The organism is Jatrophihabitans telluris (assembly GCF_023516435.1).
Taxonomy (GTDB): Bacteria; Actinomycetota; Actinomycetes; order Mycobacteriales; family Jatrophihabitantaceae; genus Jatrophihabitans_A; species Jatrophihabitans_A telluris.
Map to the genome: position 1 here is coordinate 596,880 of NZ_CP097332.1, position 13,663 is coordinate 610,542.

The 13,663-nt window shown below is 63.1% G+C and carries 16 protein-coding genes and 1 tRNA gene; 11 read left to right on the forward strand and 6 right to left on the reverse strand.

All coding sequences use genetic code 11. From position 1 onward, the window contains the following. Positions 1-18: 18 nt before the first annotated feature. Positions 19-91, forward strand: a tRNA-Thr gene (locus M6D93_RS02890). A gap of 49 nt (positions 92-140) precedes the next feature. Here M6D93_RS02890 and M6D93_RS02895 read toward each other — a convergent pair. Continuing rightward, positions 141-395 carry a tyrosine-type recombinase/integrase gene (locus M6D93_RS02895; protein ID WP_249772851.1) on the reverse strand — a complete coding sequence of 85 codons (255 nt, stop codon included), beginning with the start codon at positions 393-395 and terminating at the stop codon, positions 141-143. Positions 396-1,103: 708 nt separating this feature from the next. Here M6D93_RS02895 and M6D93_RS02900 point away from each other — a divergent pair. Beyond that, complete coding sequence (locus tag M6D93_RS02900; RefSeq protein ID WP_249772852.1) at positions 1,104-1,361, forward strand: hypothetical protein; 258 nt, start codon at positions 1,104-1,106, stop codon at positions 1,359-1,361. Beyond that, positions 1,358-1,876, forward strand: coding sequence for a hypothetical protein (locus tag M6D93_RS02905; RefSeq protein ID WP_249772853.1), 519 nt, complete (start codon positions 1,358-1,360; stop codon positions 1,874-1,876). The genes M6D93_RS02900 and M6D93_RS02905 overlap by 4 nt, the downstream gene beginning before the upstream one ends. On the opposite strand, the gene M6D93_RS19595 is transcribed toward M6D93_RS02905, so the two are convergent. The 3 genes from M6D93_RS19595 to M6D93_RS19475 all read right to left on the reverse strand — a co-directional run bounded on the left by M6D93_RS19595 (position 1,824) and on the right by M6D93_RS19475 (position 3,123). Further along, complete coding sequence (locus M6D93_RS19595) at positions 1,824-2,297, reverse strand: DUF6572 domain-containing protein (RefSeq protein ID WP_430667204.1); 474 nt, start codon at positions 2,295-2,297, stop codon at positions 1,824-1,826. The two genes, M6D93_RS02905 and M6D93_RS19595, sit on opposite strands and share 53 nt — an antisense overlap. Then, complete coding sequence (locus M6D93_RS19470) at positions 2,251-2,613, reverse strand: helix-turn-helix domain-containing protein (RefSeq protein ID WP_347343739.1); 363 nt, start codon at positions 2,611-2,613, stop codon at positions 2,251-2,253. Before M6D93_RS19470 ends, M6D93_RS19595 begins: the two co-directional genes overlap by 47 nt. A gap of 198 nt (positions 2,614-2,811) precedes the next feature. After that, the gene (locus M6D93_RS19475; protein ID WP_347343740.1) at positions 2,812-3,123 is read right to left on the reverse strand and encodes an SCO6880 family protein; all 312 of its coding nucleotides are present in this window, start codon (positions 3,121-3,123) and stop codon (positions 2,812-2,814) included. Positions 3,124-3,165: 42 nt separating this feature from the next. Between M6D93_RS19475 and M6D93_RS19480 the strand changes: the two genes are divergently transcribed. Then, positions 3,166-3,264 carry a DUF6881 domain-containing protein gene (locus M6D93_RS19480; RefSeq protein ID WP_347343519.1) on the forward strand — a complete coding sequence of 33 codons (99 nt, stop codon included), beginning with the start codon at positions 3,166-3,168 and terminating at the stop codon, positions 3,262-3,264. Between the two features lie 259 nt (positions 3,265-3,523). On the opposite strand, the gene M6D93_RS02915 is transcribed toward M6D93_RS19480, so the two are convergent. Together M6D93_RS02915 and M6D93_RS02920 are read right to left on the reverse strand one after the other, a co-directional pair. Next, complete coding sequence (locus M6D93_RS02915; protein ID WP_249772855.1) at positions 3,524-4,201, reverse strand: hypothetical protein; 678 nt, start codon at positions 4,199-4,201, stop codon at positions 3,524-3,526. A 553-nt stretch (positions 4,202-4,754) separates the two neighbouring features. After that, positions 4,755-5,435 carry a GntR family transcriptional regulator gene (locus M6D93_RS02920; protein WP_249772856.1) on the reverse strand — a complete coding sequence of 227 codons (681 nt, stop codon included), beginning with the start codon at positions 5,433-5,435 and terminating at the stop codon, positions 4,755-4,757. Between the two features lie 228 nt (positions 5,436-5,663). On the opposite strand from M6D93_RS02920, the gene M6D93_RS02925 reads away from it, so the two are divergent. From M6D93_RS02925 to M6D93_RS02955, 7 genes are all read left to right on the forward strand, one after another. Beyond that, a complete protein-coding gene (locus M6D93_RS02925) occupies positions 5,664-6,569 on the forward strand; it encodes a fumarylacetoacetate hydrolase family protein (RefSeq protein ID WP_249772857.1) in 906 nt (301 codons plus the stop codon). Between the two features lie 106 nt (positions 6,570-6,675). Further along, positions 6,676-7,554 (forward strand): branched-chain amino acid ABC transporter permease, encoded by an 879-nt coding sequence (locus M6D93_RS02930; RefSeq protein WP_249772858.1) that lies wholly within the window; start codon positions 6,676-6,678, stop codon positions 7,552-7,554. Position 7,555: 1 nt separating this feature from the next. Further along, the gene (locus M6D93_RS02935; RefSeq protein WP_249772859.1) at positions 7,556-8,590 is read left to right on the forward strand and encodes a branched-chain amino acid ABC transporter permease; all 1,035 of its coding nucleotides are present in this window, start codon (positions 7,556-7,558) and stop codon (positions 8,588-8,590) included. Positions 8,591-8,750: 160 nt separating this feature from the next. Then, entirely contained in the window at positions 8,751-9,413 is a 663-nt protein-coding gene (locus M6D93_RS02940; RefSeq protein WP_249774251.1) for an ABC transporter ATP-binding protein, read from the forward strand. Continuing rightward, a complete protein-coding gene (locus tag M6D93_RS02945) occupies positions 9,410-10,126 on the forward strand; it encodes an ABC transporter ATP-binding protein (protein ID WP_249772860.1) in 717 nt (238 codons plus the stop codon). The genes M6D93_RS02940 and M6D93_RS02945 overlap by 4 nt, the downstream gene beginning before the upstream one ends. A gap of 96 nt (positions 10,127-10,222) precedes the next feature. Then, positions 10,223-11,515 (forward strand): ABC transporter substrate-binding protein, encoded by a 1,293-nt coding sequence (locus tag M6D93_RS02950; RefSeq protein WP_249772861.1) that lies wholly within the window; start codon positions 10,223-10,225, stop codon positions 11,513-11,515. An 84-nt stretch (positions 11,516-11,599) separates the two neighbouring features. Then, on the forward strand, positions 11,600-13,663 hold the full coding sequence (locus tag M6D93_RS02955) for an oxidoreductase (protein ID WP_249772862.1): 2,064 nt from the start codon (positions 11,600-11,602) through the stop codon (positions 13,661-13,663).

Below are 13,663 nucleotides of genomic sequence, written 5' to 3' on the forward strand. Positions count from 1 at the left end.
GGCCGGCGATCGCGGCCTGCCGGCGTGGCGCAATTGGTAGCGCACCCGACTTGTAATCGGGCGGTTCGCGGTTCAAGTCCGCGCGTCGGCTCTCCGCGGGGCCCGTATTCTGGGGTTGTCCGGGTTCTGGCTGGTCTTCGTCAGGCCAGCGGCGTGGGTTTTGTTGCAGTTTTTGTTGCAGTTGGTCCCCAGAGCGCGTCACTCATGCGTTCGGCGGCGGCGCGTCGAAGGTCCATGACGACGTGCTGGTAGCGGGTGGTCATCGAGATCTGAGACCAGCCCATGAGATCCATGACCGTGCGTGCGTCGACGCCCTGAACCAGCAGCAGTGTTGCTGCCGTATGGCGGGCGTCGTGTAGCCGCGCGCGCCGGACCCCGGCGTGGCTCAGACCCATCCGGCCAACGCACCGAATACGGCTACTACGGAACGAGCGGCAACAGCAATCCCGGAACTCAGCCCGGCGCAGTCGACCCCACAGCAGGGGATGGGTCCTGCGACGGGTGCACTCGCACGAATCCGTCGGCGCCAACCAGCGCGCCGATCACTGGCGCGACGGTGTCGCCGTCGAGTGCGGTCGCGAAGCACCCGCATCACGCTCACCCGACAAGCAGCCAGGAGGGGCCCCTGCTCCCAGCAGCGCCCGGGACGCCGGGCTACGACCAGCCGAACCAGCTCAGCCTCCATGATCGGCTGCACCGTCTCTCGCTCGCTACGGGAGCGATCAGTGCGGCTGCGTCCGCTCTCTCGCTAGGCTGCCTGGCGGGTGGGGTAACGGCCATCTGCGTCCTAGGTACGGTGCCGGTCGCAGTCGCCACTGGTGAAATAAGCTCCGTGGCGGACCTCATCGACCAGTTCTCAAGTCTTCACAGAAACAACACCGCAATTGTCCTAGATGTCTACACGATCGGCAGTCCTCAGTTCGGCGTCCTCGCCCGAAATGCTGGGCCGCTTGAAAAGGCTGGGGTCGACGTGCTACACGCGAACGTTGACCTTAACGTAGCAGTGGTCAGCTTTTTTAACGGGTTGTTCGGATAAACCTTAAGAATTCGCTCAACGGGAGAAACGAATGCCAGAGAAACGTCGAACCGAAGGCGGATCCTCCGTGAGCCCGGAGTTGCGTCGCCTCAATGTTCGGCTCAATAAGGTGACGGGCGTGTTGACAGGGTCCGGCGTCGGCATGGCGATCATAGCGATGACGACGAAGGGCGAAATCACACATTGGCGTGGGCTCCCGATCCTGAACGTGTGCTTTCTTCTGTGTCTCGCGACGAACGCCGTGGCCTTGGTTTGGTTCTTGATTGCCTGGTACGAGGCCAATGCACAGGAGAAGTCCGATCGAAACCAGCTGCCGAACCGATGACGAACCGCATTCTGCTGGCGCCCCCTCCGGCGCTGCCTCCGGATGGAAGCCTCTCACCTGCGATTGTGGTGCACCGCGATCCGGGTCGGACCCGTCGCGTGCTCGCCATACTCCTGGGCGTACTGGTACTTGACGGCCTAGCTCTGGCTACACGTCCTGATCCTCGGCTGTGGGTTCTGCCGTTCATAACGGTGTTCTTTATGTGGATGGTCCAGGTGTGTCGGCGTCGCTGTCTGGCGATCGGCGATGATTGGATGCTCGTCCGCGAGCAGGCGACCGGCCCAGGTCGATGGTTCCGACCGTCGGTGGGCGGGACCGTTGAACTGAATACAAATGGTCGCATCATGATCGTGCGCACGACGTCGGATCAGAAGTTCACGTTCTTTGTGCAGATGGTCGAGGACAACCCGGATTTGGCCCACGAGCTGGGCCGACAGTTTCTCGCGTCGCGGCGTCTCTTGGTTACCCCCGGTGTTCGGGCCTTGCTCTCTCGTTGGGCAATGACCAAAGGCTAGCTGGACAAGTTCGCGGCGGGTCCGGGTGACTGCTGGAACCTCGCCGCTGAACGGCTCCGCTCGTTTGCCCAGGCGCTCCGGTCCCGGGGATGTCGAGGCCTAGTCGAGCAAGTTCAAAACGATGCCGCGCTCGTCCAGCCGCGGACGCGCGTATTCGATGACCTGCTAAACCGATTTCAATTGGCGTCGTGGCGTAGTTCAGTTGAATGCGCACCGGCTTGCCCGCCGCTTCGGGGAAGGCACCGAGAAAGCTCTCGTCCAGCGCGAATAGCAGGTAGTTGTTGATCTTCTGGAGTAGCTGCGTCAGCTGCGCATCCGTGTCCGAGCAGGGCTGCGAAGCGACCACGATCAGCGCGTATTTGCCGGTCTGCTTGTCATGGGTAACGAGGTCGACGACACCGGGGTCCTCGATGCCTGCCATGTGCTCGGTCGCTCGCTGCTTGGCGGACTTGGTGGCGGAGCATGGCGCCTTCGATGAGGGCGAGTTCGTCGGCCTGACCGTCGCAGCCGAGGGGGTCGAGGGCTTCTAGGCTGGTGCGGAAGCTGGGTGTTTCGGAACGGCGGTCGTCGGGTTCGTGCGGGAGCGAGTCCGCGCTTGCGTTCAGCGTAAAGCCGAGGTTGCGCAGAACGTCGAGGGCCGGCCGGCTGGTGTCGGCTTCATAGCGGCGGATCACGGTGATGTGAGCACCGCAGGCGGCGGCGACGCCCTCTTGGGTAAGGCCGCGGTGCTTGCGCAGCTCGACGACGCAATGCCGACGTTGGTGTCTGTCACAAGGCCGCCTCCGGGCCCGTGAAGCGGTGTGATGGCGGCGCTGTTGTCGCTGCCGCCGCTAGATGCCTCCCGCCGGGTCCGAATGAGCATAAGGGTTAGATCGCGAACATGAGAGAGAGCGATCCAGCGATTGGGAGGCGGCGGGAGAGCTCGCCTGGGGATGCTAACTATGCCGTTCCCACAGGGGGCCAGACGTGAACGCCTGGCTCTGCTGGCCGACCAGCCTGCGCGTTTCGCAGCCGCTCTGGGTGGCGGCCCGTTGAATCTCGGCGATCGCTGCCTCCAGTTCGTCCTTGGATTCAGCTGTGACGGCGATGAAGCCTGCGAACAGCATGTCCGTGTGACCGCCAACGAGTTCCCGTTCCCGCTGAAGCAAATCGTCATACTCCTGAGCGTCAGATAGGTCCTGCAGCTGGCCGATCTTGGCCTTCTGCTGCGCATCCGAAACGTAGGCGACCTCGCCGACTTTGCGGATATCAGCTCTTCAAGCGGAGCAACGATGCTCTCGGAGACTCTTATGCCATCCATCGAGGAGATCGCGATGGATGAGCAGTTCCTGCCAGCAGCGATCGACGCTGGCGAGTTCGACGAAATCTGGCGACGGGCGCGGGGCTGAGAGCTGGCTGCAATCGACCGAGTTTCGCAACGGTCTCGCCGTACGATCGTGCGCTGGTTTGCCTGCGTGGTGGCCGTCATGAATTCCGCCCTGTCAGTGGTCGGCATTCAATCCCGTTCTGCCTCAGCGGAAACACACGTAGGGGCTCGACCACCTACAGTTGATCTTGAGTGTCGGGCCGCAGGCTTCCTCGAGCACGCTCCGCCTGGGTTTCGTCAAGATGTTCGACCCGACCTGCCGTCGCGAATTGTGGCCCCAGTCAGCGTCGCCGGGATTCTGTTCGGACAGTGATCAAGTAAGTGTTGGCGTCGAAGGATGCAGCGATAATGCCGGGCCCTCGACGCTCGATCCGGACTTCAACGGACGCGGTGCCGAGCTCGCTGGCCATCAGGTCGTCGATGAGTTCCTCGACGAGGGAGTCTCGCGGTTCCTCGGGGCGCTGACCGGGTCCGATGCTGGCTGAGGGACATCCGCCGGCGGTGCATTCTTCGTCGGGATCGAAAGGGTCGTGCTCGAAGAGGTAGTGGAAGCAGCTGTAGTGCATGCGCTCAAAGGCTTCGAACTGGTCGGAAGAGACCGTGACTGGACGCCCGCAATGTCGGCAGATCAGGGCGGGCGTGGTGAGTCGTTCGAGGAAGGAGTCGAGCATCTCGTCGATGTGGTCGCTGTCGGTGGCGTGCTCCTCGGCCAGTCGGTCGTGGTCCCAGCGGAGCAGGACGTGGCGACCGTGTGCGGTTTGAACCCGGACCGACGAGGCGAACGGGTAGTCCTCTCCGGGCAGCGTGAACCACAGATCGTGCATGGAGGTTCGCGCGATCACGGCATGCTGCCAGCGCGCTCGGGCTTGTGCGAGGGTGATCGCGTTCGCCTGCGCGGCTGGGACGCCGGGTAGGTCTCGGAGGAAATCGAGGCTGGACTGCCAGGTCGGGTCGGGCATGAGCACGATTGTGCCTGGATGCGCTCCGCGTCAGGCCTGTTTCCTCCTCCGAGCGCGCCCGGTCGACTTGCTCGTCCGGAGCCGATAGGACTGTATGCCGGTTTCGAGGATGTGGGCGCAGACGACCGGCCACTAGTCGTTGTGCCGCTTGACTGGCCAGGTGGCACGGGCGCCTGCTGCCACGGTTGTTGCAATTTTGGTTACAGTTTGCCGCGCGCTGAGCTCGGCCAAGGCCGGCCGATGGAGAGAGAATTCCCTGTAATCAAGTGGATATGTGTCGCGGTGGACACCGGCGCGCAGAACTTGTAATCGGGCGGTTCGCGGTTCTAGTCCGCGCGTCGGCTCTCTACGGGGCCCGTATTTGGGACCTCCGAGTCGAAGCGTTCGCACGGCCGAGTTCCGATGTCACACACATGTCACAAGCCACGTTCGAAATGCCGCTTGACCTCGTTCAGCACGTCCTCCTGTGAGTGGACGTACACACGCATCGTGAACGACGCGTCGGCATGGCCGAGCCAGGACCGGGCTCGGCAGTTGGCAACCCGTTGACCCGCTAATCCTTGGACGCCTCACGAACGATCAGGTTCATCGTCTTGCTCAGGTGATGCGTCATGACCTTTCCGGCGTCGTCACTGTCGTGCTTGCGCAAGGCAGTGAGGAGCATCGCGTGTTCCTTGTTTCCCTCCTTCATCCGCTGCGGATTAGTGCGGACTGAGTGAGCGACGTAGAGGATGGCGGAATTCTGAACGGTCTTGATGACGGTGGCCAGCCTCTTTGAGGCTGCGGCCTGTTCGATCAGGAAGTGGAACTGCCAGTTGCGTTCGACCCAGGTCGCTGGGTCGTCCGTTGCGTCCATCTCCTTGATGCACTGTGCCGCTTGGTCGAGCTGATCATCGGTGATCCGCACGGCCGCGCGGCGGACCGCGATCTCCTCCAGCGCTGTGCGAATCTCGTAGATCTCCCTCAGCTCGGTGAGGTCGATCTCGTGGACCACCGCGCCACGGTGCGGATCGAACTGAATCAGCCCCTCGGCCGCGAGTTGGATGAGAGCTTCCCGGACGGGCGTGGTGCTCACCTCGAGCGTCGAGGCAATGTCCGCCTGCACGAGCCTCGATCCAGCAGCGAGCTGGCCCCGCAGGATTGCTCTACGCAACGTGTCCTGCACCATCTGGTTTGCGGTCAGTCGAGGCGGGGTTTCCCGAGTAGACAGTCCGAGCCAGTCGTTAACGTCCATGCATCCATCCCACATCCTGAGTGGCTCTACGCGTACGAGCAATCATGCGCGTCGCACCCTCCGCAGTGCCCGTGCCTCGCTGTCGGAAACCCTTCGCGAAGGCATTGACGTCGTGAGGGGTGCGGCCCATAATCAATCATCGATCAGATGATCTGCATTATGCATCATGCATGATGCATCATGCACCTGTCGTGACAGTCAACGTCGCCCACTCGACAAGGACTCCGCATGCGATTTGCCACGATCCGGAACGAACAGGGCACGCGCCTGCACGTCCGCGGCACGACAGGGTATGTCGATGTTGGCCACGCGACGGGCAACGAGTCGTTCGCGACGCTGTCCACCTTCTTGCTCGGCGGACACGAAGCGCTATCGGCTGCAGAGGAGCTAACCCGTCACCCAGGCCGTGAGGTCGCAGAGATCGACTTCGCGCCGGCTGCCCCGTCTCCGGGTCGGGTGCTATGCCTCGGCCTCAACTACGGAGACCATGCGCGCGAGGCGGGTTGGCTGCCCCCGGCGTGGCCTGAGCCATTCATTCGCGGGCCGCAGAGCCTCGTTGGTCCCTACGACGAGATCGTAAAGCCGCTCCTGAGCTCAGAGTTGGACTTCGAGGGGGAACTCGCTGTCGTCATCGGACAAGGGGGCCGCTACATTCCGGCGGCGAAGGCACTCGACGCGGTGCTGGGCTTCACGGTGATCAACGAGGTGACGGCTCGGGACTGGCAGCGAGCCTCCAAACAATGGACCGCCGGGAAGAACTTCGACAGCACGATGCCCCTCGGCCCCGAGATCGTGACGCCGGATGAGGTTGACATCTCCGATGTCGTCGTGACGACGAAAGTGAACGGCGAGACGATGCAGTCCGCCAGCACCTCGCAGATGCTCACCAGTGTCGTGCGGAGTATCGAGTTCTTCTCCTCATTCACCAGGTTGATGCCCGGAGACGTCATCGCGACGGGTACTCCGGCGGGCGTTGGTTTTGCTCGAACGCCGCCCACGTATCTACAAGCCGGCGACGTTGTCGAAGTCGACATCGTCGGAATCGGCAGCCTGCGTAATCGAGTGGTCGATGAGGTGGGCGTGCCAACGGATTGGCCATGGGTTCCCGAACTGTCAGGGGAGCGAACGTTGTAGTCCTCCCGCGACACGCAACTCTCTGAACGCCGCACGCCCGCATGCGGCACGAAGCACGACTTTCATCGACGTAGGTCGCCCGCTATCTCAACTGGGAGTTCACCGGATGCATGCATTGATTCTGGGAATCGGATTCGGGATCGTCACTGCCGCGGTGCTGGCAATCTCGACAGTGGCACTGTCCCTGCAATTCAGCGTTACCAACTTCCCGAACTTCTCGCACGGCGAGTTTATGACGATCGGAGCGTACTCGTCCTATTCGGCATACCAGGCGACACACAGCGCTATCGTCGCCTGCGTCGTCGCCATGGCCGTCGGCGCGATCCTCGGGGTCGGCGTCAACATGCTCCTGCTCGCCCCTTTCGGGAGAAAGAACACGGCGTCACTCACACTATTCGTCGTCACAATCGGCCTTTCGCTGATCTTGCAGAATGCTGTGCTCTGGCGTTACGGGGGGTCTTCTCTGAGGCTGCAGATCGAGCCCGGCCTTCCACACCACATTTTGGGATTCGAGCTCACGACCGCCCAGTTGATCATCATCGGTGGCGCTGTGCTCAGCATGGCCGGGGTACACGTACTGCTCAAATACACGGTTTTCGGCCGCGCTCAGCGAGCGGTAGCCGAAAGCCCCATGCTCGCCGAGGCCAGTGGAATCAAGTCTGGTCGAGTGATCAATCTGACCTGGCTGCTGACCGGCGCTCTGACGGGCCTCGCCGGATTCGTTCTCGCGCTCACCACCGGATCGCTCACTCCGGTGATGGGCTTCAGCTTCCTGCTCGTAGTTTTCGCGTCGGCGATCCTCGGCGGCATCGGGCATCCGTACGGCTCCATGGCCGGGGCGGTCGCCGTCGGCCTGGCGATGGAAGTCAGCGCCACGTACATACCTTCGGATTACAAGACAGTCGTGGCGTTCGTGATCCTGATCGCGGTGCTGCTCGTCAGACCGCAAGGCCTCGTTCCTTCAAAGCGATTGGCGGCTGCCTGAAATGATCCAGTACCTGGTGAGTGTGGGCACGCTGGGCGTGATCACCGCGATCCTTGTGCTCGGTGTCAACGTCCGTTGGGGCTTTGCCGGCGAGCTCGATCTAGGCTTCTACCTCTTTCCGGCTGTCGGCGCATACATCTACGGAGTTGTGACGCTGCCGAAGGCCAGCAAGGCAGCAAGCATCAGCTACATCCTCGGCTGGAACCAGTCCTTTCCGGTAGGCGTTCTTGCTGCAGCGGTAGTAGGAGCCGTCCTGGCCCTCGTGCTCGGAGCGATCTCGCTGCGCCGACTGCGAGCCAACTATTTTGCGATCGTAACCGTGGCCAGCGCGATCATCGGGTACGCGTTCATTAGTCAGTACAAGCCCCTCTTCAATGGCTACAACGGGTTGTACGCCATCGCCCAACCATTCTCTGGCTCGGTCAACTTGGATGCTCAGCAATACGCCGATTTCTTCTTCGGCATCTGCCTGGCCTTCCTCCTTGTCATCTATGCGATTTTGGAGATGATTCGGCGTAGCCCGTTCGGCCGCGCGGTGAAGGCCGTGAGGGAGGACGAAGTCGCGGCCTTGGCGTTCGGGCGCAGCCCATACGTGCTGCGGTTGAAGGCTTACGTGATCGGCGGCGTGGTCGGTGCGATCGGTGGCGCCCTACTGGTGAACTACGTACAGGCCTTCAGCCCAACCGCCTGGTCCCCGCTCGAGACGTTCCTTCTGTACGGCGCCCTGCTCGTCGGCGGCACGGGCAACAATCTTGGTGCCGTTCTCGGAGCCATGGTCGTCCTGATTGCGTTCCCGCAGTTGGTGCTCCTGCTTCCGGGGCTCGCATCGAGCCCGGACGCCCTGCCGGCGATCGAGAACATGGTGGTTGGTGCGCTGATCATCCTCACCCTGTACTTCAAACCCGGTGGCTTGATCCCAGAGCTCAAGTCTATGAGTGGCCAGTTCCGCACCCGGGGCCAGTGGAACGTCTTCTGGAGGCGGAAGGCGCGAGTCAGCCCGACGGCGGACGCATCTGCTCGGCAGGCGACTTCGTGATGAGTGGGCTTGTGACGTTACCGACTGGAGGCTGCTCGTGACCGACACCCATATTGACGAACCTGCCCTCGTCGTCAAGAACGTCTGGCGGAGCTTTGGCGGGGTGAAGGCAGTCAATGGCTGTTCCTTCACCGTCAGGCGAAACAGTGTCACAGGCTTGGTGGGGCCCAATGGGGCCGGAAAGAGCACGATGATCAACCTCATCTCCGGGCTGATCCCGGTGGAGCGGGGCGAAATCATCTTCGATGGGACGCACATCGAAGGCAGATCCATGGACTGGGTCAGCCGGGCCGGGCTCGTCCGAACCTTCCAGGTCGCACGGGAGTGGTCGAAGCTAACGGTGCTCGAGAACGTCCTCGCCGCGGCTCCGGCCGGGCAGCGCGAGGCAGTGTGGCGCGCGGTATTCGGTCGGCGCGCCATCGCGCGGGAGGAGGCACGGCTGGAGGAGCGGGCGCATCAACTGCTCACTCGCCTGAACCTGACTGCGGTCATCCACGAGCCCGCAGGTCGCTTGAGCGGTGGTCAGAAGCGGCTACTGGAATTCGCACGCGTCGCGATGGTCGCGCCGAAGCTCGTCCTGCTCGACGAGCCGCTTGCCGGGGTGAATCCCGTTCTCGGCGACGAGTTGGGACGTGCGATCCAAGGTCTGCGCGACGATGGTGCGACCGTTGTCCTGGTCGAGCACAACCTCGGATTCGTCGAACGAAACTGCGAGACGGTCATCGTCATGGGCACCGGCCAGGTGATCGGCGAGGGCTCGATGCGAGACCTTCGTTCCAACAGCGATGTCGTCGACGCCTACCTCGGCCAGGGTGTCTCATGACAACGAACAGCGTGTTGACCGTTGAGGGGCTTTCTGTCGGCTACGGCGGAGCACCCGTCGTACGTGGCGTTGACTTCGCGGTCGGGTCGGGTCAGATCAACTGCGTTGTCGGGCCTAACGGTGCCGGCAAGTCCACCGCGCTGAAAGCGGTCGCCGGAGTTCTGCGACCGATTGCCGGCAAGATTATCTTCGACGGATCGGACGTCACGCGGCTGAGTACGGATGCCCGCGTCGCCAGAGGATTGGGCTACGTACCGCAGGTGGCGAATGTCTTCGCCACGCTGACGGTGATGGAGAACCTTCAGATCGGGGCGCACGCCAAGCGCCGCGGAATCAAGGAGCGAACCGACTCGATATGTGAACTCTTTCCGGCTCTCCGGGACGCCCTTGGGCGTCCCGCCGGCACCCTGAGCGGGGGGCAGCGCAGCATGCTCGCCCTATCCCGGGCGCTGATGGGTGATCCGAAGCTGCTGTTGTTGGACGAGCCGACCGCTGGGCTCGCCCCCAAGCTGGAGGACCAGGTGTGGGAACACATCCTGACCATTCAAGCCCATGGCATCGGCGTCCTCATCGTCGAGCAGAACACCCGTCGAGCACTGACACATTCCCACTCCGCCTACGTGATGGTGGACGGCTTGGTGGCAGCTGATGGGACCGCCGCCGAGATGCTGGATCGTCCAGATCTTGTCGACATGTACCTCGGCGGCGCCTGACGCCCTCGCTAGCTCAACGGCCCTTTGTGGCCCAGCTCAACCCGATTCGCTGATCGACCAGCCCTGCGCCAACACCCGCCCCAGGAAGAGGATGCCATGATTGACACTCGATCCAGCCGTCGAACAGTCCGCCGCACGATCGCTGTCTGCGCCGTCGCCGCTCTCGCGGTCACGGCTTGTTCCAAAAGCACCGCGTCCGGTGGCTCCGGCGGTGCAGCGAAGGGCGGCGGTACCGGCGATATTCACGTGACCGTGCTCGGCTCGTACACCGGTGCGTACGCGCAGATCGGCACGGCGCTGTACAACGGTGCCGCCGCCGGCGCGGCGACGGTGAACGCCGGGGGCGGCATCAACGGCCGCAAACTCGTTCTGGACAAGGTGGACACCAAGGGCGACCCGGCCGACGCGGTGCCGGTTTTTCAGCAGGAGTTGGCCACGCATCATCCAGTCGCAGTGATCGGTCCAACCACGCTGGAGATCTTCGGGATTCAACCGATCGTCGACCGAAACAAGATTCCTGACTTCTTCAACGGGGGGTCAACGGCCTTCGACAAGAACACCGACCCGTGGGTGTGGCGCATCAACCCTTCGGACTCCCAGCTCGCCTTGGCGTTGGCACTGCAGGCTCGGGCGGCGGGAATCAACAAGGCCGCGATCCTGTTTACGAGCGAGGCCTCCCAACAATCCCTTGAGCCATTCCTGAAGAACGACTTCACGAAGCTCGGCGGGACGGTCACGACCGTAGTGAACGTGACGCCCGGGGTCAGCTCCTACAACTCCGAGATCGTGGGACTGCTGGCCAGTCACCCGCAGGCCATCCTCGGCCAGCTCGATCCGCCGACGGCGGCGACGTTCTTCTCCCAGCTACGTACCCAGGTCGGCACAACGATGCCCTTCTACGGCACGGATGTCACGGCCGGCGCTGACTGGATCAAGGCGGTAGGAGCGTCGTACGCACACGCGGCGGTTACATCGGTGCAAGGCGGCACCCCAACCAATGCTGCGGGTGATGCCTTCGCGGCGCAGTACAAGGCTCTGTTCAACGACCAGCCGCTCGGCGGAGCCAACTACACCTACGACGGCGTTATCGATTTGGCCCTGTCCATCACTGCGGGCAAGAGCACCACGCCGGCAGACATCACCGCGAACCTGCCGTCGGTTTCCAACCCACCGGCCACGCCGTGCTTCACCTACGCGAGTTGCGTATCCGAGATCAAGTCGGGCGGCAAGAGCAACTACGAGGGTGCGAGCGGGCCGATGGACTTCGACCCGAACCACAACGTTTCTGGACCGTGGGACGTGGTGAAGGCCGACGACAAGGGCAACCTGAAGACGATTACCACGATCACGGCCGCCGCCGTATCGGCTGCTGAGTCGAAGGTTCAGTAGCCGACCGTAGTCCTCTGCAACGTGCCGGGCGGTCCTGATGGCCATCGACCTCGTTTGGTACAGCAATCCAGAAAGGGATTTTTTGTGACCGCAATTTCCGAGCCACGCAGGATGCCGGGCGCTGAGCAGTTTCCGCATCTGTTCAGCGAGTTGAAGATAAGAAACGACACCCTGAAAAACCGGATCATCTTTCCACCGACGTGCCCCTCGTGGGTGAGCAGCCCGCAGACCGCCAGGTTCAACGAACTGGCGGTGCCGTACTACGGCGAGCGGGCCAGCGGTGGAGCGGGCCTGATCATCATCGGCGGCACGCACGTCACCGAGAGCTCGATCGCCGCCCCCCTCGCCCAACCCGGACTATGGGAGGACGCACAGATCGAGGGCTTCGCGAAGGTGGCTCACGAGGTCCACCGTCACGGCACCAAGCTCGCGGTGCAGCTACGTCACACCGGTGTGCGTGGGTTCCCGGGCTACAAGATGGATCCGACCTACGACATCAACTCGTCGTGGTACACCCTCGCGCCGAGCCAGGTGCCGCTGGGGGAGTTCCCCGGTGGCAGCACACCCAAGGAAATGTCCGACGCCGAGATCGAGGAGGTGCTCGACGCGCACGGCAGCGCGGCCCGGCGCGCCATGGAGGCCGGCCTGGACGGCATCGAATTCCACCTGAGCCACGGCTACTTGTCCTGGCAGTTCCTGTCTCCGCTCTACAACAAGCGGACGGACAAGTGGGGTGGCTCCTACGAGAACCGGCTGCGGTTCTGCATCGAAGCGATGCGGCGGATGCGCGAGGCGATCGGAGACCGACCCTTCATCGGCTTCAGAATCAACTCGACGTCCCTGTGGCCAGGCGACCTCGAGGAGGATGAGGTGCAGCAGATCGTCCAGGATCTGCTGGCCGCGACCGACGTCGACTTCGTCGACGTGAGCGTGGGCGTGCACCACCAGTGGATCCATGCGCCGATGCATTTCGAGGGTGGCTGGGAACGCCAGTACGCCCAGGGGATCAAGGCGGTCAGTAACAAGCCGGTCTTCATGGTGGGCCGCATCACGACCCCGGAGGTTGCCGAGGAGTTGCTCGCGTCGGGAGCCGCCGACGGTATCGGTCTTGCGCGGCAGATGTTTGCCGACCCGGATTGGGGCCTCAAGGTCGCCGAGGGCCGTAGCGAGGACATCCGCAAATGTGTCGCGGCAAATCACTGCTGGAAGAGCGTGTCCAAGGGGCAGCGCGTGCAGTGCGTCTACAACCCCACGATGGGCCGCGAGGTCCAATGGGGCAAGGGTAAGGACGTACTGGCGAAGGAGCCGAAGCGGATTGTCGTCGTTGGAGCGGGCCCGTCCGGACTGGAATTTGCCCGGGTTGCCAGCGCACGCGGCCACCACGTTCTCGTCTGCGAGCGGTCCGAGCAGATCGGCGGCCACGTCCTGCTTCAGTCGAAGCTGCCCGGCCGTGAGAAGTTCGGCGAGATCGCGACCTGGCTCGGCGCGCAGGCGCAAAAGGGAGGCGCAGAAATACGACTCGGCGTCGACGTCAGCGCTGAAAAATTAGGCGAGATCGTGCGCGATTTCCAAGCAGATCATGTCGTCGTCGCGACCGGCTCGCGGGTTTGCCGAGACGGTTTCCAAGGCTGGACCGCCGACAGCCTGCCCGGAGTGGAGTCTCAGCGCTGCTACGGCTGGGACGAGGTTGCGATGGGAGATGTCACTCCCACTGGAGACGTGGTTGTCATCGACGACCAGGCCGACCTGGTCGGCCCGCTGATCGCCGTCCATCTGGCCAAGAACGGCGCGCGAAGTGTGCGCCTCGTTACCAGGTGGCCGATGGTCGGGATGGAGACAATCGCCGACGCCTACTTCGAGTGGATCATCCCCCAGGTGTACGAACACAACGTCGCGCTGTCGGTCGATCACTTCGTCAAGTCCATCGGTCCGCGTTCGGCAACGCTGTACAACATCTACGCGCCCGATAAGGTCGTCGAGGTGCCCGCCGATGCCGTGGTCATGGTTACCGCCCGGCAGTCGAACAACGCTCTCGCGGACGCTGCTCGTGCGCTTCCCGTCACGGTCGAGGTCATCGGGGATGCGGTTGCTCCGCGCTCCACATATGAAGCGGTATTCGAGGGGCACCGGCAGGCGCGGGCGATATGA